19 protein-coding genes are annotated in these 21,713 nt (G+C 72.5%); 7 read left to right on the top strand and 12 right to left on the bottom strand.

The window, feature by feature from the left end; all coding sequences use genetic code 11:
• Positions 1–156 precede the first annotated feature (156 nt).
• The 3 genes from DKT69_RS36865 to DKT69_RS36875 all read right to left on the bottom strand — a co-directional run bounded on the left by DKT69_RS36865 (position 157) and on the right by DKT69_RS36875 (position 2,627).
• Complete coding sequence (locus tag DKT69_RS36865; protein WP_109805967.1) at positions 157–1,074, bottom strand: ATP-grasp domain-containing protein; 918 nt, start codon at positions 1,072–1,074, stop codon at positions 157–159.
• Positions 1,075–1,082: 8 nt separating this feature from the next.
• On the bottom strand, positions 1,083–1,418 hold the full coding sequence (locus DKT69_RS36870; RefSeq protein ID WP_109805968.1) for a hypothetical protein: 336 nt from the start codon (positions 1,416–1,418) through the stop codon (positions 1,083–1,085).
• Between the two features lie 249 nt (positions 1,419–1,667).
• Positions 1,668–2,627 carry a heme o synthase gene (locus DKT69_RS36875; RefSeq protein ID WP_109805969.1) on the bottom strand — a complete coding sequence of 320 codons (960 nt, stop codon included), beginning with the start codon at positions 2,625–2,627 and terminating at the stop codon, positions 1,668–1,670.
• 267 nt (positions 2,628–2,894) lie between these two features.
• Here DKT69_RS36875 and tkt point away from each other — a divergent pair, with 267 nt between their 5' ends.
• The 6 genes from tkt to pgl all read left to right on the top strand — a co-directional run bounded on the left by tkt (position 2,895) and on the right by pgl (position 11,430).
• Positions 2,895–5,033, top strand: coding sequence for a transketolase (gene tkt / locus DKT69_RS36880; RefSeq protein ID WP_109805970.1), 2,139 nt, complete (start codon positions 2,895–2,897; stop codon positions 5,031–5,033).
• A gap of 16 nt (positions 5,034–5,049) precedes the next feature.
• Positions 5,050–6,228, top strand: coding sequence for a transaldolase (gene tal, locus DKT69_RS36885; RefSeq protein ID WP_109805984.1), 1,179 nt, complete (start codon positions 5,050–5,052; stop codon positions 6,226–6,228).
• 73 nt (positions 6,229–6,301) lie between these two features.
• Positions 6,302–7,951 (top strand): phosphoglucose isomerase-related protein, encoded by a 1,650-nt coding sequence (locus DKT69_RS36890; RefSeq protein WP_109805971.1) that lies wholly within the window; start codon positions 6,302–6,304, stop codon positions 7,949–7,951.
• A 2-nt stretch (positions 7,952–7,953) separates the two neighbouring features.
• Positions 7,954–9,504 carry a glucose-6-phosphate dehydrogenase gene (zwf, locus tag DKT69_RS36895; RefSeq protein ID WP_109805972.1) on the top strand — a complete coding sequence of 517 codons (1,551 nt, stop codon included), beginning with the start codon at positions 7,954–7,956 and terminating at the stop codon, positions 9,502–9,504.
• 31 nt (positions 9,505–9,535) lie between these two features.
• Positions 9,536–10,552, top strand: a complete 1,017-nt coding sequence (locus DKT69_RS36900) for a glucose-6-phosphate dehydrogenase assembly protein OpcA (protein WP_109805973.1) — start codon at positions 9,536–9,538, stop codon at positions 10,550–10,552.
• A 107-nt stretch (positions 10,553–10,659) separates the two neighbouring features.
• A complete protein-coding gene (pgl, locus tag DKT69_RS36905; RefSeq protein WP_109805974.1) occupies positions 10,660–11,430 on the top strand; it encodes a 6-phosphogluconolactonase in 771 nt (256 codons plus the stop codon).
• 42 nt (positions 11,431–11,472) lie between these two features.
• Here the strand turns inward: pgl and DKT69_RS36910 are convergent, their stop codons facing one another.
• The 8 genes from DKT69_RS36910 to rapZ all read right to left on the bottom strand — a co-directional run bounded on the left by DKT69_RS36910 (position 11,473) and on the right by rapZ (position 18,528).
• The gene (locus DKT69_RS36910) at positions 11,473–11,817 is read right to left on the bottom strand and encodes an RNA polymerase-binding protein RbpA (RefSeq protein ID WP_109805975.1); all 345 of its coding nucleotides are present in this window, start codon (positions 11,815–11,817) and stop codon (positions 11,473–11,475) included.
• Between the two features lie 130 nt (positions 11,818–11,947).
• Positions 11,948–12,208, bottom strand: coding sequence for a preprotein translocase subunit SecG (gene secG, locus DKT69_RS36915; protein ID WP_109805976.1), 261 nt, complete (start codon positions 12,206–12,208; stop codon positions 11,948–11,950).
• A gap of 95 nt (positions 12,209–12,303) precedes the next feature.
• Positions 12,304–13,095: a triose-phosphate isomerase gene (tpiA, locus tag DKT69_RS36920; RefSeq protein ID WP_109805977.1), complete on the bottom strand. Its 792-nt coding sequence runs from the start codon at positions 13,093–13,095 to the stop codon at positions 12,304–12,306.
• Positions 13,095–14,318: a phosphoglycerate kinase gene (locus DKT69_RS36925; protein WP_109805978.1), complete on the bottom strand. Its 1,224-nt coding sequence runs from the start codon at positions 14,316–14,318 to the stop codon at positions 13,095–13,097. Before DKT69_RS36925 ends, tpiA begins: the two co-directional genes overlap by 1 nt.
• Positions 14,315–15,319, bottom strand: coding sequence for a type I glyceraldehyde-3-phosphate dehydrogenase (gene gap, locus DKT69_RS36930; RefSeq protein WP_109805979.1), 1,005 nt, complete (start codon positions 15,317–15,319; stop codon positions 14,315–14,317). Before gap ends, DKT69_RS36925 begins: the two co-directional genes overlap by 4 nt.
• Before the next feature lie 264 nt (positions 15,320–15,583).
• Positions 15,584–16,564, bottom strand: coding sequence for a DNA-binding protein WhiA (whiA, locus tag DKT69_RS36935; RefSeq protein ID WP_109805980.1), 981 nt, complete (start codon positions 16,562–16,564; stop codon positions 15,584–15,586).
• Positions 16,565–16,618: 54 nt separating this feature from the next.
• Positions 16,619–17,614 (bottom strand): gluconeogenesis factor YvcK family protein, encoded by a 996-nt coding sequence (locus DKT69_RS36940; protein WP_109805981.1) that lies wholly within the window; start codon positions 17,612–17,614, stop codon positions 16,619–16,621.
• Complete coding sequence (rapZ, locus tag DKT69_RS36945; RefSeq protein WP_109805985.1) at positions 17,611–18,528, bottom strand: RNase adapter RapZ; 918 nt, start codon at positions 18,526–18,528, stop codon at positions 17,611–17,613. Before rapZ ends, DKT69_RS36940 begins: the two co-directional genes overlap by 4 nt.
• 236 nt (positions 18,529–18,764) lie before the next feature.
• Here rapZ and recQ point away from each other — a divergent pair, with 236 nt between their 5' ends.
• Positions 18,765–20,618 carry a DNA helicase RecQ gene (gene recQ, locus DKT69_RS36950; protein ID WP_109805982.1) on the top strand — a complete coding sequence of 618 codons (1,854 nt, stop codon included), beginning with the start codon at positions 18,765–18,767 and terminating at the stop codon, positions 20,616–20,618.
• Between the two features lie 90 nt (positions 20,619–20,708).
• On the opposite strand, the gene DKT69_RS36955 is transcribed toward recQ, so the two are convergent.
• Positions 20,709–21,365 (bottom strand): C39 family peptidase, encoded by a 657-nt coding sequence (locus DKT69_RS36955; protein WP_109805983.1) that lies wholly within the window; start codon positions 21,363–21,365, stop codon positions 20,709–20,711.
• Between the last annotated feature and the right edge of the window lie 348 nt (positions 21,366–21,713).

Consider the following 21,713-nt stretch of genomic DNA (forward strand, 5'->3'; position numbering starts at 1 on the left):
ACCCCGTCCTCGCCACCGAACCGGCCCCCGCCGCCGCCTGATCCCCCCGCCCCTTCCGCGCTGCGCGCGCGAAGATCCGCCGGTCGGCGGGACAGGCACCGGACGGATCGGGTGCGCCTGTCGTCGCCGGGCGACGACACACGCACCCGGAGACGGTCAGGGGCGGCGGGCCAGGTGGGTGGCGATCGCCTCGGCCAGCCGCTCGGGGGCGCCGTCGGCGTGGCCGATGAAGAGCGAGGGCTCGGTGAGTTCCAGCTCGACCAGGACGGGCGATCCGTCCGGGTTCGGGATGAGGTCCACCCGGGCGTAGAGCAGCTGCCCGGTACCGCCGGGTACCGCGGCGAGGGTCTGCTCCGCCACCGCCAACTGCTCGGGCGTGGCCGTCCGGGCGCTGATGTCCTCGGCCTTGTAGAGCCCCTCGACGCCCAGGTCCGGGCCGGTCAGCATGGCGCCCTTGCGGATCGCGTGGCTGAACCGGAGCCCGTCCGGACCGGCCAGGAAGAGCAGGGCCGTCTCGCCGGCCGTGTCGACCGCGTGGAGGTACGGCTGCACCATGGTCAGCCGGCCCGCGTCGGAGAGCCGCCGGACGTGCGCGGCGGCGAGCTCACGGTGCTCCGGGTCCGCCAGGTCGTAGCGGCCGGTGTCCTGGCTGCCGGCGCTGACCGCCGGCTTGACGACGTACTCGCCGGAGTCCCCGGGCACCCAGCCCTCCCCGGGCGCCACCCACGCCGTGGACACCGTGGGCACCCCGGCTGCGGAGAGCTCGGCCAGGTAGCGCTTGTCGGTGTTCCAGAGGACCACCTCGGCCGGGTTGACCAGGCCCGGCACCTTGGCCGCCCAGGCGACGAACTCGTCGCGGCGCAGCGCGTAGTCCCAGGGCGAGCGGAGCACCGCCAGGTCGTACGCGGGCCAGTCCACAGCCGGGTCGTCCCAGACCACCGCGTCGGCGGCGATCCCCCGGGTGGCCAGCGGCCCGAGCACCAGCCGGTCGTCCGGGTCGAGGTCGGCGAGTTCGGTGCAGGTCACGAGAGCGACCCGGGGTTTCCCCCGGGCCGGCTGGTGGTTGTTGATCAATTTATCGGTCAACGGGCCATGGTGCGTCGGGCCATGGACCGCCAGAGGTCGTTGCTCGGCCGCATCTGGTCCATCAGTTCCCGCTCCCAGGCGTTCTCGACGGTGACCCCCGCCTTGGCGCAGGCCTGCCGCGCGACGACGGTGTCGTCCGCGAACTGGTCGGCCCACGCCCCGTCCTCACCCACGAGGACGATCCGCGCTCCACGCTTGCCGACGTACTCGATGACCGCCTTCGCGCCGCCGTGTCCGGCGGCGAACGACTTGATGCCTGAAACCAGACCGTTGGGGGCCTGCTCTCCAGCGGCCTGCTGAGCCGTCAGCGTCGTATCGGAACCATCTGCCATGACGCGAAGCCTAAGCAGACTTCCACCCGCATGTGCGAGAAGCATGAACAATTTGTGATGCCAATTACCCTCGGGTTTAAGGAAGACCACAGGTAATTCGCCCGGACATGTCCTGCTAAGTCAGGGCGAAACGGGCGGGGCGGATAGTCACAATCTGTCCGACATGAGCCACCCGGACTCAGGGCGAAAAAAATTCTGATGAAATCTGCGACCTGCGTGCAGTCATCCGCCCGGATGACTGCGAATGGGTCAGATCAACGCGTCGAGCGCGGCGGCCGCGAAGAGGATCGTGAGGTACGTGGTCGACCAGTGGAACAGCCGCATCGGCTTGACCGCCTCGCCGCGGGCCGCCCGCCCGCAGAGCTTGTGCGCCTCGACCACGAAGATGCCGCCCACCACCAGCGCGGTCACGCCGTAGATCGGGCTCATCCCGAGCGGCCAGACGGCCAGCGAGGAGAGCAGGGTCAGCCAGGAGAAGACGATGATCTCGGCGTTGACCCGACGCACCGAGGCCACCACCGGCAGCATCGGGATGCCGGCCCGGGCGTAGTCGGCCTTGTACTTGATGGCCAGCGCGTAGAAGTGCGGCATCTGCCAGAAGAAGACCACCGCGAACAGGCCCCACGCGGCGGGGGCGAGCGAGCCGGTGACCGCGGCCCAGCCGATCAGCACCGGCGCGGCCCCGCACGCCCCGCCCCAGAAGGTGTTGGCCGCGGTGGTCCGCTTGAGCCAGAGCGTGTAGACGAGGTCGTAGTAGGCGATGGCGGCCAGGGTCAGCCCGGCCGCCAGCCAGTTGGTGGTCGCGGCCATCAGGGCGACCGAGATCACCGCGAGCACCAGCCCGAAGACGAGCGCGTTGCGGGGCGCCACGGTGTGCGCCGGCAGCGGACGGCGCTTGGTGCGCCGCATCAGCTGGTCGATGTCCCGGTCGATGTAGCAGTTCAGGACGCTGGCCGCCCCGGCGGCGAGCGAGCCACCGACCAGCACCACGGCGACCAGCCAGAGCGACGGCATCCCGCCGTCGGCGAGCATCATCGCCGGCACGGTGGTGACCAGCAGCAGCTCGACGATCCGCGGCTTGGTCAGCGCCACGTACGCCCCGACCGCCGCCCGGACGTCCCGACGGCTGGTCGCCGGCGCCTCCCCCACCGTGCGCACCGGCGGCTGCCCGGCAGAGTTGCTGACGGGGCGCTCGGTGATCATGCTCACGGATTGCCACCTTCCGGCGTCGGCAGGGGGAGGTCGGTCGGTCCGGACCCCGTCCGGGGTCCACACACCGCCCCACACACTACGCGTCGTCGTTTTGGCTGCCCGCGAGACCCGACAACGGTGCGAGGCGTCACAGTCGGCATCGAACGACCGATCCGGTCGGACACGTACAGAACACCATGCAGAGGATCCCCGGGCGCATGTTTAGGGCCGCTCGATAGGGTCATCAGTGAGGGTTCCGCCCATCTGCCGAGGAGCACAACCATCGTGGCTGCCAACCGACCCGAGCTTCCCGCTCTCAACTGGTCCGACCTCGACCGCAGGGCCGTCGACACGGTCCGCGTGCTGGCCATGGACGCCGTGGAGAAATCCGGCAACGGCCACCCGGGCACGGCGATGAGCCTCGCCCCGGCGGCCTACCTCCTCTTCAACCGGGTCATGCGGCACAACCCCGCCGACCCGAACTGGCCCGGTCGGGACCGCTTCGTGCTCTCCGCCGGGCACTCCAGCCTGACCCTCTACATCCAGCTCTTCCTCTCCGGCTACCCGCTGAGCCTGCAGGACCTGCAGTCGCTGCGGCAGTGGGGCTCCCTCACCCCGGGCCACCCGGAGCACGGGCACACCCCGGGCGTGGAGACCACCACCGGCCCGCTCGGCCAGGGCCTGGGCAACGCGGTCGGGATGGCGATGGCGGCCCGCCGCGAGCGCGGCCTCTTCGACCCGGAGCCGGAGCAGGGCGAGTCGGTCTTCGACCACGACATCTGGTGCATCGCCTCGGACGGCGACATCGAGGAGGGCATCTCCCACGAGGTCAGCTCGCTCGCCGGCCACCAGCAGCTCGGCAACCTCACGGTGATCTACGACGACAACGAGATCTCGATCGAGGACGACACCCGGATCGCCAAGAGCGAGGACGTCGCGGCCCGCTACGAGGCGTACGGCTGGCACGTGCAGACCGTCGACTGGCGGCGCGGCGACGCCGACCAGGGCGACTACCACGAGGACGTCGAGGCGCTGTACCGGGCGCTGGTGGCGGCGAAGGCCGAGACCGGCCGCCCCTCCTTCATCGCGCTGCGCACCATCATCGGCTGGCCCGCCCCCAACAAGAAGAACACCGGCAAGATCCACGGCTCGGCGCTCGGCGCGGACGAGGTGAAGGCCACCAAGGAGATCCTCGGCTTCGACCCGCAGAAGAGCTTCGAGGTCCACGAGGAGGTCCTCGAGCACGCCCGCACGGTGATGGTCCGCGGCGCCGAGGCCCAGCAGGCGTGGACCACGGCCTTCGACGCCTGGGCCGGGGCCAACCCGGAGCGCAGGACGCTCTACGACCGGATGGCCGGCCGGGTGCTGCCACAGGGCTGGACGGACGCGCTGCCGACCTTCCCCGCCGACGCCAAGGGCGTGGCCACCCGGGCCGCCTCCGGCAAGGTGCTGGAGGCGCTCGCCCCGGTGCTGCCGGAGCTCTGGGGCGGCTCGGCCGACCTGGCGGAGAGCAACAACACCACGATGAAGGGTGAGCCGTCCTTCATCCCGGCCACCCACGCCACCAAGGACTTCCCCGGCGACGAGTACGGCCGCACGCTGCACTTCGGCATCCGGGAGCACGCCATGGGCGCGATCCTCAACGGCATCGCCCTGCACGGCGGCACCCGCCCGTACGGCGGCACGTTCCTGGTGTTCAGCGACTACATGCGCCCCTCTGTCCGACTCGCCGCGCTGATGAAGCTGCCGGTGGTCTACGTCTGGACGCACGACTCGATCGGGCTCGGCGAGGACGGCCCCACCCACCAGCCGGTGGAGCACCTGACCGCGCTGCGGGCCATCCCCGGCCTGGACGTGGTCCGCCCGGCGGACGCAAACGAGACCGCGTGGGCGTGGCGGCAGGCCCTGGAGCACACCGACCGGCCGACCGCGCTGGCGCTCAGCCGGCAGCCGCTGCCGACCGTGGACCGGGAGGCGCTGGCGGGCGCCGAGGGCGTCGCCAAGGGCGGCTACGTGCTGGCCGAGGCGTCCACCGGCAAACCGCAGGTGATCATCGTCGGCACCGGCTCGGAGGTGCAGCTCTGCCTCACCGCCCGGGAGCGGCTGGAGGCCGACGGCACGCCGACCCGGGTCGTCTCCATGCCCTGCCAGGAGTGGTTCTTCGAGCAGGACGAGGCCTACCGGGAGTCGGTGCTGCCACGCGGGGTAAAGGCACGGGTGAGCGTGGAGGCGGGCATCGCCATGTCCTGGCGCGGGATCGTCGGCGACTGCGGCGAGATCGTGAGCCTGGAGCACTACGGCGCGAGCGCCCCGCACACCGTGCTCTTCGAGCAGTTCGGGTTCACCCCCGACCGGATCGTGGCCGCCGCGCACGCGGCACTGACCCGGGTGGGCGACATCACCGGTAACACGACCGGTAACTGAGGGGAGCGTGGACGGCATGACGGACAGGCTGGCTGAGCTCAGCGCCGCGGGTGTGGCGATCTGGCTCGACGATCTTTCGAGGACCCGACTGAGTTCCGGTGGGCTGGACCAGCTCCGCCGGGAGAAGCACCTGGTCGGGGTGACGTCCAACCCGACCATCTTCGCCAAGGCGCTGAGCGACGCGGACGAGTACAACTGGCAGCTCAAGGACCTCGCCATCCGTGGGGTGGACGTCGAGGAGGCCGTCCGCATGCTCACCACGTACGACGTGCGGTGGGCTTGTGACGTGATGCGGCCGGCGTACGACGCGACCGCGGGGGTGGACGGCCGGGTCTCCATCGAGGTGGACCCGCGGCTGGCCCACGAGTCGGAGAAGACCGTCGCCGAGGCCGGGTCGCTGTGGTGGCTGATCGACCGGCCCAACCTCTTCATCAAGATCCCGGCCACCGAGGCGGGCCTGCCGGCGATCACCGCGACCCTCGCCCAGGGGATCAGCGTCAACGTGACGCTGATCTTCGGGCTGGACCGCTACTCCCAGGTGATGGAGGCGTTCCTCGCCGGCCTGGAGCAGGCGAAGGCGAACGGCCACGACCTGTCCAAGATCGGCTCGGTCGCCTCGTTCTTCGTCTCCCGGGTCGACACCGAGGTGGACAAGCGGCTGGGGAAGATCGGCTCGGACCAGGCGAAGGCGCTGCGCGGCAAGGCCGCCGTCGCCAACGCCAGGCTGGCGTACGAGCGCTACTGCGGGGTCTTCGGCTCCGACCGGTGGCAGGCCCTGGCCGACGCGGGCGCCCACCCGCAGCGCCCGCTGTGGGCCTCCACGTCGACGAAGAACCCGGACTACCGGGACGTCATCTACGTGGAGGAGCTGATCGCCCCCGGCACGGTCAACACCATGCCGGAGTCGGTCATCCACGCCTTCGCCGACCACGGTGAGGTCCGCGTGGACACCATCACCGGCTCGTACGACGAGGCCCGCAAGGTCTTCACCGACCTCGAGGCGGTCGGCGTGGACATGGCCGACGTGATCGTCACGCTGGAGCGCGAGGGCGTGGAGAAGTTCGAGACGAGCTGGCTGGAGCTGCTCAACGGCGTGCGGAAGTCGCTGACCGAGGCGGCGAAGGGCGCCGGCAAGCCGGGTAGTGCCGCCAAGGGCAACGCCCGGGCCGCCGAACGGGCCGGGGGCAACGCGTGACGAACGGCGGCGGACGCGCACCGGGACGGCCCGGTGCGCTCCACGCCGTCGCCGTACCGCTGGGAGTGGCGACGTGAGCGACCTGCTGGCCGGCCCGGCGGACGCGGCCGCCGGGCTGGCGGTGTACGGCGCGGACGCGGTGGACCGGTCCGCGCCCGCCTCGGTGCGCGACGCCCTGGCGCGCCGGGGCGTCCCCGCCGCGCTGGCCGCGAAGGACCCGACGCTGTGGGGCCCGGAGGCCGAGCCGACGGCGAAGGCCCGCCTCGGCTGGCTGGACACCCACCGGCGCAGCCGGGAACTCCTCCCCCAGCTCGCCGAGCTGACCGCCGAGCTGGAGGACCTCGACCACGTGGTGCTCGCCGGAATGGGCGGCTCGTCGCTCGCCCCCGAGGTGATCGCCCGGACCCTGGGCCGCCCGCTGACCGTGCTGGACACCACCGACCCGGGCCAGGTCCGGGCGACGCTGGCCGACCGCTTGGAGCGGACCGTCGTGGTGATCTCCAGCAAGTCGGGCGGGACGGTGGAGACCGACAGCCACCGGCGCGCCTACTGGCAGGCCTTCCTCGACGCCGGCATGACCGAGGCGGAGGCGGCCCGGCACTTCGTGGTGGTCACCGACCCGGGCTCGCCGCTGGCGGAGACGGCCGCCGAGATGGGCGTGGTGACCATCTTCGCCGACCCGGAGGTGGGCGGCCGGTACTCGGCGCTCACCGCGTTCGGGCTGGTTCCGGCGGCGCTGGCCGGGGCCGAGGTGACCGAACTCCTCGACGAGGCCGAGGCGCTGGGCGGGGCGCTGGGCCGGGACCGGGACAACCCGGGCCTGGCGCTGGGCGCCGCTCTGGCCGCGGCCGCCACCACCGGCCGCGACAAGGTCGCCCTGGTCGGCGACGGCACCGGCATCGACGGGCTGGGTGACTGGGTGGAGCAGCTGCTCGCCGAGTCGACCGGCAAGGCCGGCGTGGGCATCCTGCCGGTGGTGGTGGAGTCCCCGCGGGCGCCCGGCGCCGCCGGCCCCGACGTGCTCACGGTGTCCTACGGCGGGGCGCTGACCGCGGGGGACGTGCCCGGCGGTGGCGGCAACCCCGACGTGGCGGTCAACGGCCCGCTCGGCGCGCACTTCCTGACCTGGGAGTACGCCACCGCGATCGCCGGCGTGGTGCTCGGCGTCGACCCGTTCGACCAGCCGAACGTCACCGAGTGCAAGGAGAACACCAGCCGGATCCTGGCCGCGGGTCCGCCGGCGGAGACGCCGTCGTTCGCCGAGGGCGCCATCGAGGTGTACGCGCCGCCGGCCGCTCCCGGCGACCTGGCCGGCGTGCTGCGGTGGCTGCTCGACGGGCTGGGCGACGACGGATACCTCGCGGTGCTGGCGTACCTCGACCGCCAGGCCGACGCGGCGATGGCCGGGCTGCGCCCGCTGCTCGCCGAGGCGGCCGGCCGGCCGGTGACCTTCGGGTGGGGTCCGCGCTTCCTGCACTCGACCGGGCAGTACCACAAGGGCGGCCCGCAGGTCGGCAGCTTCCTCCAGGTGACCGGCGCGGTCGCCGAGGATCTGCCGGTCCCGGGACGCCCGTACACCTTCGGAGAGCTCCAGGCGGCCCAGGCCGCCGGCGACCGGCAGGCGCTGGCCGGCCGGGAGCGGCCGGTGCTGCGACTGCACCTGACCGAGCGGGCGGCGGGCGTCGCCCAGCTGCTGGATGCGGCCGGACGGACACGGACGTGACGATGAATGACGTGAACCCAGCGGAGCGAGGAGGCGGCGTGAACCCGCTGCGCGACCCGCAGGACCGGCGGTTGCCGCGGATCCCGGAGCCGTGCGCTCTGGTGATATTCGGCGTCACCGGGGACCTGGCGCGGAAGAAACTACTGCCGGCGGTCTACGACCTGGCGAACCGGGGGCTGCTGCCCCCCAGTTTCATGGTCCTCGGCTTCGCCCGGCGGGACTGGGGCGACGGGGACTTCGAGACGCTGGCCTGCGAGGCGGCCCGCAAGCACGCCCGCACGCCCTGGCGGGACGAGGTCTGGGCCCGGCTGGCCGGCAACATCAAGTTCGTCGGCGGCTCGTTCGACGACGACGCCGCGTTCGACCACCTCGCCGCGACCCTCGACGAGCTGCGCGACACCCACGGCATCCCGGGCAACGCCGCCTTCTACTTCTCCATCCCCCCGGCGGCCTTCCCGGTGGTGCTCAAGCAGCTCGCCCGCACCGGGATGGCGGACAACGCCAAGTCCGGCGGCTGGCGGCGGGTGGTGGTGGAGAAGCCGTTCGGCCACGACCTGCCCTCGGCGAAGGCGCTCAACGACCTGGTCGACGACGTCTTCACCCGGCCGGACGTCTTCCGGATCGACCACTATCTGGGCAAGGAGACGGTCCAGAACATCCTCGCCCTGCGGTTCGCCAACAACCTGTTCGAGCCGCTGTGGAACTCCAAGTACGTCGACTCGGTGCAGATCACCATGGCCGAGGACGTCGGCATCGGCACCCGGGCCGGCTTCTACGACTCGGCCGGCGCCGCCCGCGACGTGCTCCAGAACCACCTGCTTCAGCTCCTCGCCCTGGTGGCGATGGAGGAACCGACCAGCTTCGACGCCGACGAGATCCGGACCGAGAAGCTCAAGGTGCTCAAGGCGATCACGGTGCCGAAGGACGTCGCCCGGGACACCGTCCGCGGGCAGTACCTGCCCGGCTGGGTCGGCGGCGAGCGCGCGGTGGGCTACCTGGAGGAGAAGGGCGTGCCGGCCGACTCCACCACGGAGACCTACGTGGCCGTCCGGCTCGGCATCCAGAACCGGCGCTGGGCGGAGGTGCCGTTCTACATCCGGGCCGGCAAGCGGCTGCCCCGGCGGGTCACCGAGGTGGCCATCATGTTCAAGAAGGCGCCGCACCTGCCGTTCAACCAGGAGGACATGGAGTCGCTCGGCAACAACCAGCTCGTCATCCGGGTCCAGCCGGACGAGGGCGTGGTGTTGAAGTTCGGCTCGAAGGTGCCCGGCACCACCATGGAGGTCCGCGACATCGCGATGGACTTCCAGTACGGCGAGGCGTTCACCGAGTCCAGCCCCGAGGCGTACGAGCGGCTGGTGCTGGACGTGCTGATCGGCGACCGGACCCTCTTCCCGGACGCCGCCGAGGTCGAGCAGAGCTGGCATGTGGTCGACCCGCTGGAGCACGCCTGGGCGGGTACGAAGCCGGAGCCGTACCGGTCCGGCGAGTGGGGGCCGCGGGCGGCCGACGAGATGCTGGCCCGCGAGGGCCGGGCCTGGCGGCGGGCGTGACCGGGCACAGCGAGGAAACCAGGAGGCTCCAGTGATCGGGCTGTGGGACACCACCGGCAACGAGGTGGTCAAGGCGCTCGCCGCGGAGCGCCGCAGCGCCGGCGGGGTGGCCAGCGGCATGGCGCTCACCCTGATCGTGGTGGTGGACGAGAAGCGGGTCCGCGAGGCGGAGGCGGCGGCGACGATCGCCGCCGCCGCCCACCCGTGCCGGATCGTGGTGGTGGTCCGCTCGGACGTGGAGCGGGACCGCAACCGGCTGGACGCGGAGATCGTCGTCGGCGGCCGGCTGGGCCCGTGCGAGGCGGTGGTGACCCGGATGTACGGCCGGCTCGCCCTGCACGCCGAGTCGGTGGTGATGCCGCTGCTGGTGCCCGACGTACCGGTGGTCGCCTGGTGGCACGGCGAGCCGCCGGCCGAGATCGCGACCGACTTCCTCGGCGTGGTGGCGGACCGGCGGATCACCGACGCCGCGCAGGCCGCCGACCCGATCGAGGCGATCCGCCAGCGGGCCCGGGACTACGCCCCCGGCGACACCGACCTGGCCTGGACCCGGATCACCCCGTGGCGCACCTTGGTCGCCGGGGCGTTCGACACCACCCAGGCCCGGATCACCGGGGCGACGGTCGTCGCGCCGCGGCTGGACCCGACGGCGGCGCTGATGCGCGGCTGGCTGGCCGCTCGGCTGGGCATCGACCCGGTGTGGGAGCCCACCGATGTGCACCCCCGGCTGCGGGAGGTGCAGCTGCGCTGCGCCAACGGCGACGAGCTGACGCTCACCCGGGAGGACAGCGCCGCCACCTTCCGGCGCAGCGGGCAGGAGGACCGGACCCTGCCGCTGGTCCGCCGGCCGCTCGGCGACGAGCTGGCCGAGGAGCTGCGCCGGCTCGACGCCGACCAGGTCTACGCCGAAGCGCTCGGCGCCGCGGCCGGCCTCACCGGCCTGGACCAGCGCCCCGGCACCCGGGTGCACGTGTGGAAGGATCCGGCGACCGCCCAGCGGGCCGAGGCCGGGGTCACCGCGCACGCCGGCACGACCGCGAACCACTGAGCGGACGGGCCGCGACGGTCGCCTGCGCGGCGGTCGTCAGACGGGACCGCTGGGCGGTCGGAGAGCACAGGTGACCGCGTACGCGGTCGGAACGCGAGGCACGACGAATGAGTGAGGCGAGTGTCGCCGTACACGCCGACGCCGACCTGCTGGCCCAGGCGGTGGCGGCCCGTTTGGTGGTGAAGCTGCTGGACGCCCAGGCGGACCGGGGACAGGCGTCGGTGGTGCTGACCGGCGGGCGGATCGCCGCGGCGGTGTACCGGGCGGTGGCGGCGCTGCCGGCCCGGGACGCCGTCGACTGGTCCCGGGTCGACGTGTGGTGGGGCGACGAGCGCTTCCTGCCGGCGGGCGACCCGGGACGCAACGAGACCCAGGCCCGGGCGGCGCTGCTGGACGTGGTGCCGCTGGACCCGGCCCGGATCCACCCGATGCCGCCCTCCGACGGGCCGGCCGGCAACGACCCGGAGGCGGCCGCCGCCCGGTACGCCGAGGAGCTGGCCCGGGCGGCCCGGCCGGGGCACGCCGCACTCCCCCACTTCGACGTGCTGATGCTCGGCGTCGGGGAGGACGGGCACGTGGCCTCGGTCTTCCCGGAGCACCCGGTGCACCACGACAACCGGCCGGTCAGCGCGGTCCGGGGCAGTCCGAAGCCGCCGCCGCTGCGGACCACCCTCACCCTGCCGGCGATCAACACGGCCGAGGAGGTCTGGCTGGTCGCCAGCGGGGCCGACAAGGCCCGGGCGGTGGGCATGGCGCTGGCCGGGGCGGGGCCGGTGCAGCTGCCCGCGGCCGGCGTGCGCGGCGTTGGTCGTACCCTCTGGCTGCTGGACCGGGCCGCGGCGGCCGAGGTGCCGCCGCGGCTGCGCAGCCTGCGCTGACGGTCGGACCGCGAGCCCCGACGGGACCGGGGCCGGCGCGGGTCAGGCCCCGCCGCGGCGCTGCCGCAGCGCGGCCAGGGCCTCGGCGAGGATCGCCTCGCCCTGCTCGGGGGTGCGCCGCTCCTTCACGTACGCCAGGTGCGACTTGTAGGGCTCGGTCCGGACCCGGCCGGGCGGGTTCTGCGCGTCCGGCCCGGCCGGCTGGCCGCAGTGCGGGCAGTCCCAGACCGGCGGCGCCTCCGCCTCGGCGGCGATCAGGATCTCGATCCGGTGATCGTTGCGGCACCAGTAGGCGACCGCCCGGCGCGGGGCCGGTACGGACCGCTCGGCGGGCCGCTGGGGGGTGGACCCGACCCGGGCGCCACGGATGACGTTGCCACTCGGCACGGCTGCTCGCTCCTGTCGTCGTGCGGGGACCGCCGCCCGGGGGCGGCGGCGACGCGGGTGCGGCGGACAAAAACTGCGCGCGGCCCGTCGTGACGGACCGCGCGCAGATTGTACGACCAGAAGCGCTCGCTCAGGACCCGCTGCTCATCTGCAGCCGCAGCCAGAGGCCGATCCCGACGATGCACGCGAACCAGACGATCCCCACCAGAACGGTGTAGCGGTCGAGGTTCTTCTCGGCCACCGAGGAGCCGGCCAGGCTGGAGCTGACGCCGCCGCCGAACATGCTCGACAACCCGCCGCCCTTACCTCGGTGCAGCAGGATCAGCAGGGTGAGCAGGATGCTCGTGATGATCAACAACACGATCAACGTGTACGCGAACGCGATCGGCATGGCTGGGGTCAGTCCTCTCGTAGCGATCATCTGCCCGGGCAGGTCGGGCACGCGGCACCGGCCGGCGGACGGGCGGAGTCAAGAATAGCGAGCCGTCAGCGGGCGATGTGCTCCGGGAACCGGCAGATCTGCGCGAATTCCTCGGCGTCCAGGCTCGCCCCACCCACCAGGGCCCCGTCCACGTCCGGCTGGGCCATGATCAAGGCGACGTTCGACGCCTTGACCGACCCGCCGTAGAGGATACGGACCTGCTGCGCGGTGCCCTCGTCGAAGGTCTGCCCCAGCCGCTTGCGGACCTCGCCGCAGACCTCCTGGGCGTCCTCCGGCGTGGCCGTCTTGCCCGTGCCGATCGCCCAGACCGGCTCGTACGCGACGACGACCTTGGTGACCTGCTCCGGGGTCAGCCCCTTCAGCGCGGCGTCGAGCTGGTCGCAGCAGTGCGGCACGTGCTTGAGCTGCTCCCGGATCTCCAGGCCCTCGCCGATGCAGAGGATCGGGGTGAGCCCGTTGGCCAGCGCCGCCGCCACCTTCGCGTTGACGACCGCGTCGTCCTCGTAGTGGAAGGCCCGCCGCTCGGAGTGCCCGACCACCACGTACGTGCAGCCCAGCTTCGCCAGCATCGGCCCGGAGACGTCCCCGGTGTACGCCCCGGACTGGTACGGCGACAGGTCCTGCCCGCCGTAGCCGATCAGCAGCTTGTCGCCGTCCACCGCGGTCTGCACGGTACGCAGGTCGGTGAAGGGCGGCAGGACCACCGTCTCCACCTCGGTGAGGTGCTTCTCGGTCAGGCTCGCGGCCAGCTTCTGCACCAGCAGGTTGGCCTCGAGGTGGTTCAAGTTCATCTTCCAGTTGCCGGCCATCAACGGCCGGCGGGTGACGCCCGCCATCAGTCCTCCAGTGCCGCGATGCCGGGGAGGGTCTTGCCCTCGAGGTACTCCAGCGAGGCGCCGCCACCGGTGGAGATGTGCCCGAACGCCTTCTCGTCGAGGCCGAGGACCCGGATCGCGGCCGCCGAGTCACCGCCGCCGACCACGCTGAACGCGTCGGAGTCGGCGATCGCCTCGGCGACGCCCCGGGTGCCAGCGGCGAAGGGCGGCATCTCGAACACGCCCATCGGGCCGTTCCAGAAGATCGTCCGCGCGTTCCCCGGGGCTCCACCTGGGGAGGTCTTCAGGGCGGCGGCGAAGCCGGCGACCGTCTCCGGGCCGATGTCCAGACCCACCCGGTGGCTCGGGATGCCGTCGGCGCGGAAGACGTCGTGGTCGGCGTCGGGGGCGAAGGCGGTCGCGGCCACCACGTCGACCGGGAGCATGATCTTGCCCTCGGACCGCTGCAGGAGGTTGCCGCAGGTCTCCACCATCTCCTCCTCCAGCAGCGAGGAGCCCACCTCGTGGCCCTGGGCCTTCAGGAAGGTGAAGCACATCCCGCCGCCGATGAGCAGCCGGTCGACCGTCGGCAGCAGCGCCTCGATCACCGCCAGCTTGTCGGAGACCTTGGAGCCGCCGAGGACCACCACGTACGGGCGCTCCGGCTCGCTGGTCAGCTTGCTCAGCACCTCGACCTCGCGCAGCACCAGCCGGCCAGCGACGTGCGGCAGCCGCGCCGGCACGTCGAAGACGCTGGCGTGCCTGCGGTGCACCGCGCCGAAGGCGTCGTCCACGTACGCGTCGCCGAGGGCGGCGAGCTGGTCGGCGAAGGCGCCCCGCTCGGCGTCGTCCTTGCTGGTCTCCCCCTTGTTGAACCGGAGGTTCTCCAGCAGCGCGACCTGGCCGTCGGCCAGCCCCTCCACGGTGGACCGGGCGGAGTCGCCGACGGTGTCGGCGGCGAAGTGCACCGGCGCGCCGAGCAGCTCGCCGAGCCGTCCGGCGACCGGGCCGAGGCTGAACTGCGGGTCCGGCGCGCCCTTCGGGCGGCCCAGGTGGGAGCAGACGACCACCTTGGCGCCGGCCTGCACCAGCGCGCTCAGCGTGGGCAGCACGGCCCGGATCCGGCCGTCGTCGGTGATCTCACCGGTCTGCTTGTCGAGCGGGACGTTCAGGTCGGCGCGCACCAGCACGCGCCGACCCGACACCCCCTCGGCGAGCAGGTCGTCGAGGGTCCGGATGCTCACAGCGACGAACCCACCAGCTTGACCAGGTCGACCAGGCGGTTGGAGTAGCCCCACTCGTTGTCGTACCAGCCGACGACCTTGACCTGGTTGCCGACGACCTTGGTCAGCGGCGCGTCGAAGATGCAGGACGCCGGGTCGGTGACGATGTCCGCGGAGACGATCGGGTCCTCGTTGTAGACCAGGATGCCCTTGAGCGGACCGTCGGCGGCGGCCTTCAGCGCGGCGTTGACCTCGTCCACCGTGGTCTCCCGGCCGACGTTGACCGTCAGGTCGGTGACCGAGCCGGTCGGGATCGGCACCCGCAGCGCGTAGCCGTCCAGCTTGCCCTTGAGGTCCGGCAGCACCAGGCCGATCGCCTTGGCGGCGCCGGTCGACGTCGGGACGATGTTCAGCGCGGCGGCCCGGGCCCGGCGCAGGTCCTTGTGCGGCGCGTCCTGCAGGTTCTGGTCCTGGGTGTACGCGTGGATGGTGGTCATCAGACCGTGCTGGATGCCGAACGTGTCGTGCAGGACCTTCGCCATCGGGGCGAGGCAGTTGGTGGTGCACGAGGCGTTCGAGATGATCGTGTGCTTGGCCGGGTCGTACTGGTCGTGGTTGACGCCCATGACGACCGTGACGTCCTCGTTCTTCGCCGGGGCGGAGATGATGACCTTCTTGGCCCCGCCGTCGACGTGCGCCTTCGCCTTGCTGGCATCGGTGAAGAAGCCGGTGGACTCGATGACGACGTCAGCGCCGACCTCACCCCACGGCAGCTTCGCCGGGTCCTTCTCGGCGTACGCCTTGATGGTCTTGCCGCCCACGGTGATCTCGTCAGCGGTGGCCTTCACCTCGTGCGGGAGGCGACCCAGGATGCTGTCGTACTTGACAAGGTGGGCGAGCGTCGCGTTGTCGGTCAGGTCGTTGACCGCGACGACCTCGACGTCAGCGCCGGACGCCAGCACTGCCCGGAAGAAGTTACGGCCGATCCGGCCGAAGCCGTTGATGCCAACCCGGATGGTCACAGGTCCCATCTCCTCGCGTTCTGGTCCGCCGGCGTCAGACCCGGGCCGGCGGAGGTGTGTGCGCCGACCGTTGGAGCCGGCCGTTGACGGTTCATCTCGGCCACCCCGCCGCGGTCTGAGAGGACCTGACCGCCCGAGGCGGTGAGCACGGCGAGGGGTGCCTGTGCCGGCCTCCTTGCCGTACGCAGCGACCCTATCCGAGCGTGCGTCGCCGCGCTGCGGCGGGTCGTGATCCCGCTCGCCCGCTGGCGCCTCACCGTCCTATCAGACCACGAGCATGTCCGGCGTGACGGCCGCTTCGGTATCCGGGATGCCCAGGTCGCGGGCCCGCTTGTCAGCCAGCGCCAGCAGCCGGCGGATCCGCCCGGCGATGGCGTCCTTGGTCAGCGGCGGGTCGGCGAGGGCACCGAGCTCCTCCAGCGAGGCCTGCCGGTGCTCCAGCCGCAGCCGGCCGGCCGAGGTCAGGTGGTAGGGGGCGTCTTCGGCGAGGATCTCCAGCGCGCGGGTGACCCGGGCGGCCGCGGCCACCGCGGCGCGGGCCGAGCGGCGCAGGTTGGCGTCGTCGAAGTTCGCCAGCCGGTTCGCGGTGGCCCGGACCTCGCGGCGGACCCGGCGTTCCTCCCAGGCCAGCACGCTGGAGTGGGCGCCGACCCGGGTGAGCAGCGCGGCGATCGCGTCCCCGTCCTTGACCACCACCCGGTCCACTTGGCGCACCTCGCGGTTCTTGGCCACGATGCCGATCCGGCGGGCCGCGCCGACCAGGGCGAGCGCCGACTCCGGGCCGGGGCAGGTGATCTCCAGCGCGCTGGAGCGGCCCGGCTCAGTGAGCGAGCCGTGCGCCATGAACGCGCCGCGCCAGGCGGAGACCGCGCAGCAGACATTGGCGGCGACCACGTGCGGCGGCAGGCCACGCACCGGGCGGCCACGCACGTCGAGCAGGCCGGTCTGCCGGGCGAGGGCCTCGCCGTCCTTGACCACCCGCACGATGAAGTGGCTGCCCTTGCGCAGCCCGCCGGAGGCGAGCACGTGAATCTCGCTGGGGTAGCCGTAGACCTCGGCGATCTCCCGCCGGAGCCGCCGGGCCACCGCGCCGGTGTCCAGCTCGGCCTCGACCACGACCCGCCCGGAGACGATGTGCAGCCCACCGGCGAAGCGCAGCAGGGCGGCCATCTCCGCCCGCCGGCAGCAGGGCTTGGGCACGTCGACCCGACTCAGCTCGTCCTTGACCGCGGCTGTCATCGCCATTCTGCGCCCCTCCACGGACCCGTACCGGCGTGTCGCCGGTGATTACGTACGTGCTTAACGATCGGCGCCCAGGACAGGCACCAGCGCGGCGCCCAGGGCGGCCGGATCATGGCGGGGCGTGCCGTCGGTGACGGCGACGGGAGCGAGGGCCAGCCGGGCACCAAGTGATTCTGCCGCACGTCGCACCGCTTCAGGATCACCCACCGCCGTGGAGTCCGCCAACACCACGTCCACCTTCAACTCGGACAGATAGCGCCGCAGGGTGGCCAGATGGTCGGCCAGGGAGAGTCCGAGGGTCTCCTTCTCGGCCACCAGGTTGAGCGTGACCAGCCGTCGGGCCGGGCTCGACACGATGGCGTGGGCCAGCCCCGGCACCAGCAGGTGCGGCAGCACGCTGGTGTACCAGCTGCCCGGCCCGAAGATCAGCCAATCGGCCTCGGCGACCGCGGTCACCGCCTCCGCGCAGGCGGCCGGCGCCGCCGGGGTCAGCCGGAGCGACTCGACCCGGCCGCTGGTGACCGCGACCTGGTGCTGGCCGCGCACGGTCCGTACCTCGTCGGGGTGGTCGGCGTCTGCGCCGCGCACCCGGGCCTCGATGCCGACCGGCTGGCGGGACATCGGCAGCACCCGGCCGACCGCGCCGAGCATCGCCCCGGCGTGGTCGAGCGCGGCGACCGGGTCGCCGAGCAGCTCCATCAGCCCGCACAGGACGAGGTTGCCGACCGCGTGCCCGGCCAGCGGATCGGTGCCGCAGGCCGCGCTCCCGGCCTCCGGCGCGGCAGCCGCCGCGGCGAAGCGGTGCTGGAAGAGCCCGGCGCTGCGCCGGGTCGCCGGATGGTCGCCGGCCAGCGCGACGAGGGCCTGGCGCAGGTCACCCGGGGGCAGGCCGCCGCGCTCGGCGCGCAACCGGCCGCTGGAGCCGCCGTCGTCGCCGACGGTGACCACCGCGGTGATGTTCAGGTCCAGCTCCGGTACGCAGTGCCGCAGCGCCCGCAGGGACGCCGACAGGCCGTGTCCGCCGCCGAAGGCGACCACCTTCCGCGGGCTCATTCCCGCCCCAGGTCCCGGTGCTGGGCGTTGGCCGCGATGCCGGACTGGCGCAGCCGGGCGGCCAACTCCTCGGCGATGGCGACGCTGCGGTGCTTGCCGCCGGTGCACCCCACGGCGACGGTTAGGTAGCGCTTGCCCTCGCGTTCGAACCCGGCGGTGGTGGCGTTGACCAGGTCGGCGTACCCCGCCACGAAGGCGTCCGCCCCCTCCTGGCCCAGCACGTACGAGCTGACCGCCTCCTCCCGCCCGGTGTGCTCCCGCAACTCCGGCACCCAGTACGGGTTCGGCAGGAACCGGGCGTCCATCACGAAGTCGGCGTCGGACGGCAGCCCGTACTTGAAGCCGAAGGAGAGGACGGTGATCCGCAGCCGGCGGGCGTCCTCGCCACCGAAGAGCTCCTCGACCCGGCGCCGGAGCTGGTTGACGTTGAGGTGGCTGGTGTCGATGATCACGTCGGCCTGGTCGCGGGCCTCCTCCAGCAGGGCGCGCTCGACGGCGATGCCGTCGGCCAGCCGCCCGTCGCCCTGCAACGGGTGCGAGCGCCGGACACTCTCGAACCGGCGGATCAACACCTCGTCGTCGGCGTCGACGAAGACCACCCGCGGGGAGAAGCCGCGATCCTTGAGCTCCCGGATCGCCCCGGCCAGGTCGGTGGAGAAGGCGCGCGAGCGGACGTCCAGCACCATCGCCGTACGCCGGGCCGCGCCGCCGGCCTTGAACGCCAGCTCCGCCATGTCCAACATCAACGCCTGGGGCAGGTTGTCGACGACGTAGTAGCCGACGTTCTCCAGCGCCCGGGCCACCGTGCTCCGCCCACCGCCGGAGAGACCGGTCACCACCACCAGGCTGGTGTCCGCCTCGGTCGGCGCGGGCTGCCCGACCGCCGGCTCCGCCCCCGCAGTCTCGGCCGGCACCAGGTCCGCCGCCGTCCGCGCCTCGCTCACCCGCTACCCCCAGCCGTGGCGCCGCGGCCGGTCGGCCGCGCGTGGTCAATCAGCGACTCTAACGGCTGGGACCCCGCCCGGGATTCCACGGGGTGACGACCGGAACACCTGCTTGTCCGGTTCCGTCCCGAAAGCGGGCGGAGGCCCCGGCCGGCACGCGGTTCGGCGTCGGTCGGGCTGTCGGGGGACGCTCGTAGACTGCGCGGATGGTCTCCCCCACCGATCTGCGGACCGAGGACGCCCTGCGGGTGCTCCACCGGGTGTTCGGCTACGACGCCTTCCGCGGCTTCCAGCAGGAGGTCGTCGACCACGTGGTGGCCGGTGGCGACGCGCTGGTGCTGATGCCGACCGGTGGCGGCAAGTCGCTCTGCTACCAGATCCCCGCCCTGGTCCGCGACGGCGTCGCCGTCGTCGTCTCCCCGCTGATCGCCCTCATGCAGGACCAGGTGGACGCGCTCACCGCGGTCGGCGTGCGGGCCGGCTTCCTCAACTCGACGCAGGACCTGGCCGAGCGGCGGCGGGTGGAGGCGGCCTTCCTCGCCGGCGAGTTGGACCTGCTCTACCTGGCCCCGGAGGGGCTGGCCGTCCGATCGACCCTCCAGCTGCTGGAACGCGGCGCCATCGCGCTCTTCGCGATCGACGAGGCGCACTGCGTGTCCCAGTGGGGGCACGACTTCCGTCCCGACTACCTCAACCTGTCGATGCTGCACGAGCGGTGGCCGGGGGTGCCCCGGGTCGCGCTGACTGCCACCGCCACCAGCGCCACCCGGGCCGAGATCGCCACCCGGCTGCAGCTCACCGACGCCCGGCACTTCGTGGCGAGCTTCGACCGGCCCAACATCCAGTACCGGATCGTGCCCAAGCGGGAGCCGCGCAAGCAGCTGCTGGCCCTGCTGCGCGACGAGCACCCGGGCGACGCCGGCATCGTCTACTGCCTCTCCCGTGCCTCGGTGGAGAAGACGGCCGAGTTCCTGGTGCAGAACGGCATCCCCGCCCTGCCGTACCACGCCGGTCTGGACGCGGTGACCCGCGCCACCAACCAGCAGCGCTTCCTGCGCGAGGACGGCCTGGTCATGGTGGCCACGATCGCCTTCGGGATGGGCATCGACAAGCCGGACGTCCGCTTCGTCGCCCACCTCGACCTGCCGAAGTCCGTGGAGGGCTACTACCAGGAGACCGGCCGCGCCGGCCGGGACGGCCTGCCGTCGACGGCGTGGCTGGCGTACGGGCTGCAGGACGTGGTGCAGCAGCGGAAGATGATCGAGACGTCGGAGGGCGACCTCGCGCACCGCCGCAACCTCGCCGCCCACCTGGACGCGATGCTCGCGCTCTGCGAGACGGTCCGCTGCCGCCGGGTCCAGCTTCTCGAGTACTTCGGCGAGACGGCGACGACCGCGTGCGGCAACTGCGACACCTGCCTGAACCCGCCGGAGTCGTGGGACGGCACGGTCGCCGCGCAGAAGCTGCTCTCCACGGTCTTCCGGCTGGACCGGGAACGCAACCAGCGGTTCGGCGCGGGGCACTGCGTCGACATCCTGCTCGGCAAGCAGACCGACAAGATCACCCAGTACGGTCACGACACGCTGACCGTCTTCGGCATCGGCACCGAGCTGCGCGAGACCGAGTGGCGGGGGGTGGTCCGGCAACTGCTCGCCGAGGGCCTGCTCGCCGTCGAGGGCGACTACGGCACGCTGGCGCTGACCGAGGCGAGTGCCGAGGTGCTGGGCCGCCGGCGCACCGTGACGATGCGCCGCGAGCCGGAGAAGCCGGCCTCCAGCCGGTCCGCGAAACCACGCGGCGCCGCCACCGTGGTCGCCGAGCTGGATCCGGCCGCCGGGTCACTCTTCGAGCGGCTGCGCGCCTGGCGGGCGGCCACCGCGAAGGAGCAGGGCGTGCCCGCGTACGTCATCTTCCACGACGCCACCCTGCGGCAGATCGCCACCGACGCGCCGGCCTCGCTGGCCGAGCTGTCCCGGATCAACGGCGTCGGCGAGAACAAGCTGGCCAAGTACGGTGACCAGATCCTCGCCGTGCTCGCCGACGGCGAGGCACCTGCCTGACCGACCCGATCCGCGGCACGCATGCCCGGATACGACGAAAGGGCCGGCCCCCGGGTGGGGGTCGGCCCTTTCGGGTTGGTGCCGGTTGGGTCAGGAGGCGGTGTAGCCGCGGGTGGCGATCCAGTCGGCGAGGTTGTCCACGCTCATCCGGTAGGAGGCCATGTTCGGGTCGGCCGAGTCGGCGATGGTCGCCGTGTGGCCGCCGTCGCGGTAGCCCACGACGCTGATGTAGTGCCCGCCCTCGAAGGAGTGGACGTTGCCGTCTGTGTCGACGGCGGTGCCGGCGATGTTGGCGACCACGGCGCGGCCCTCATCGACGGTGTGGACGATGTCGGCGCGCAGCTTGTCGGTCTGCTTGCCGTCGGCCTTGTTCTCGCGGATCTCCACCGACTTGTAGGCGTCCTTGCTGCCGGTTTCCTTGTTCAGGACCGGGGTGATGTCGTTGATGGAGTTGGTGCCGGCCTCGGTGGTGCCCATCTCCTTGGCCATGGCGTCGACGTCGATGTTCTTGCCCTGCACCGAGAGGGCGTTACGGGTGGCGGCCGGACCGCAGTAGTAGAAGTTCGGCTGCGCCTCGTAACGGACGTTGAGTTCGCGCTCGCTGTGGCCCTTACGGTCGGTGGTGACCTGCGCGGCCTTCTCAGCCGGGGTGGCCTGCGAGGCGATGGCGGGGCCGGCGATGCCACCGGCGGTGGCGGCGAGACCGGCAGCGGTCAGGGCGGTCTTACGGATCAGATCGGTACGCATGATGGCGTGCTCCTCTGCTTGGGGGTGTGCACGACACCCGCACGGGGGGTGCGGTCGCGCCGCGCAAAAAAGGGAAGTCTTGAAGGGGATCCCGGCGGCAGTGGCCTGCTCGAGCGTCCGGGGGTGTAACGACCCGGGCCGGCGACGCATTCCACCACGCTCACGGGCTCCCGGGGTTCCGGCTGGCAGGCCGGGGTTCCGGGGGATGTAACCGGGCCGGGCGGCCGGGTGTTCCCGCGGCCTGGGCTCCGGGCCCTCACCACCCGGGCAGACCCGCGGTGGCATGCCATGTTCAACGCCCCGACCCCGCCAGCCATTCCACCGCCGGGGTGCCCCCACCCACGGGAC

Origin of the sequence: Micromonospora sicca (genome assembly GCF_003172935.1) — a bacterium.
Lineage (GTDB): Bacteria > Actinomycetota > Actinomycetes > Mycobacteriales > Micromonosporaceae > Micromonospora > Micromonospora sicca.

What these genes read in the sequence shown, in the direction of transcription:
- whiA (WP_109805980.1), bottom strand. Translation starts at nt 16,564, where the DNA reads ATGGCGATGACAGCCGCGGTCAAGGACGAGCTGAGTCGGGTCGACGTG.
- DKT69_RS36940 (WP_109805981.1), bottom strand. Translation starts at nt 17,614, where the DNA reads ATGAGCCCGCGGAAGGTGGTCGCCTTCGGCGGCGGACACGGCCTGTCG.
- tpiA (WP_109805977.1), bottom strand. Translation starts at nt 13,095, where the DNA reads ATGGCGGGCGTCACCCGCCGGCCGTTGATGGCCGGCAACTGGAAGATG.
- DKT69_RS36870 (WP_109805968.1), bottom strand. Translation starts at nt 1,418, where the DNA reads ATGGCAGATGGTTCCGATACGACGCTGACGGCTCAGCAGGCCGCTGGA.
- DKT69_RS36955 (WP_109805983.1), bottom strand. Translation starts at nt 21,365, where the DNA reads ATGCGTACCGATCTGATCCGTAAGACCGCCCTGACCGCTGCCGGTCTC.
- pgl (WP_109805974.1), top strand. Translation starts at nt 10,660, where the DNA reads ATGAGTGAGGCGAGTGTCGCCGTACACGCCGACGCCGACCTGCTGGCC.
- secG (WP_109805976.1), bottom strand. Translation starts at nt 12,208, where the DNA reads ATGCCGATCGCGTTCGCGTACACGTTGATCGTGTTGTTGATCATCACG.
- recQ (WP_109805982.1), top strand. Translation starts at nt 18,765, where the DNA reads ATGGTCTCCCCCACCGATCTGCGGACCGAGGACGCCCTGCGGGTGCTC.
- zwf (WP_109805972.1), top strand. Translation starts at nt 7,954, where the DNA reads ATGAATGACGTGAACCCAGCGGAGCGAGGAGGCGGCGTGAACCCGCTG.
- tal (WP_109805984.1), top strand. Translation starts at nt 5,050, where the DNA reads ATGACGGACAGGCTGGCTGAGCTCAGCGCCGCGGGTGTGGCGATCTGG.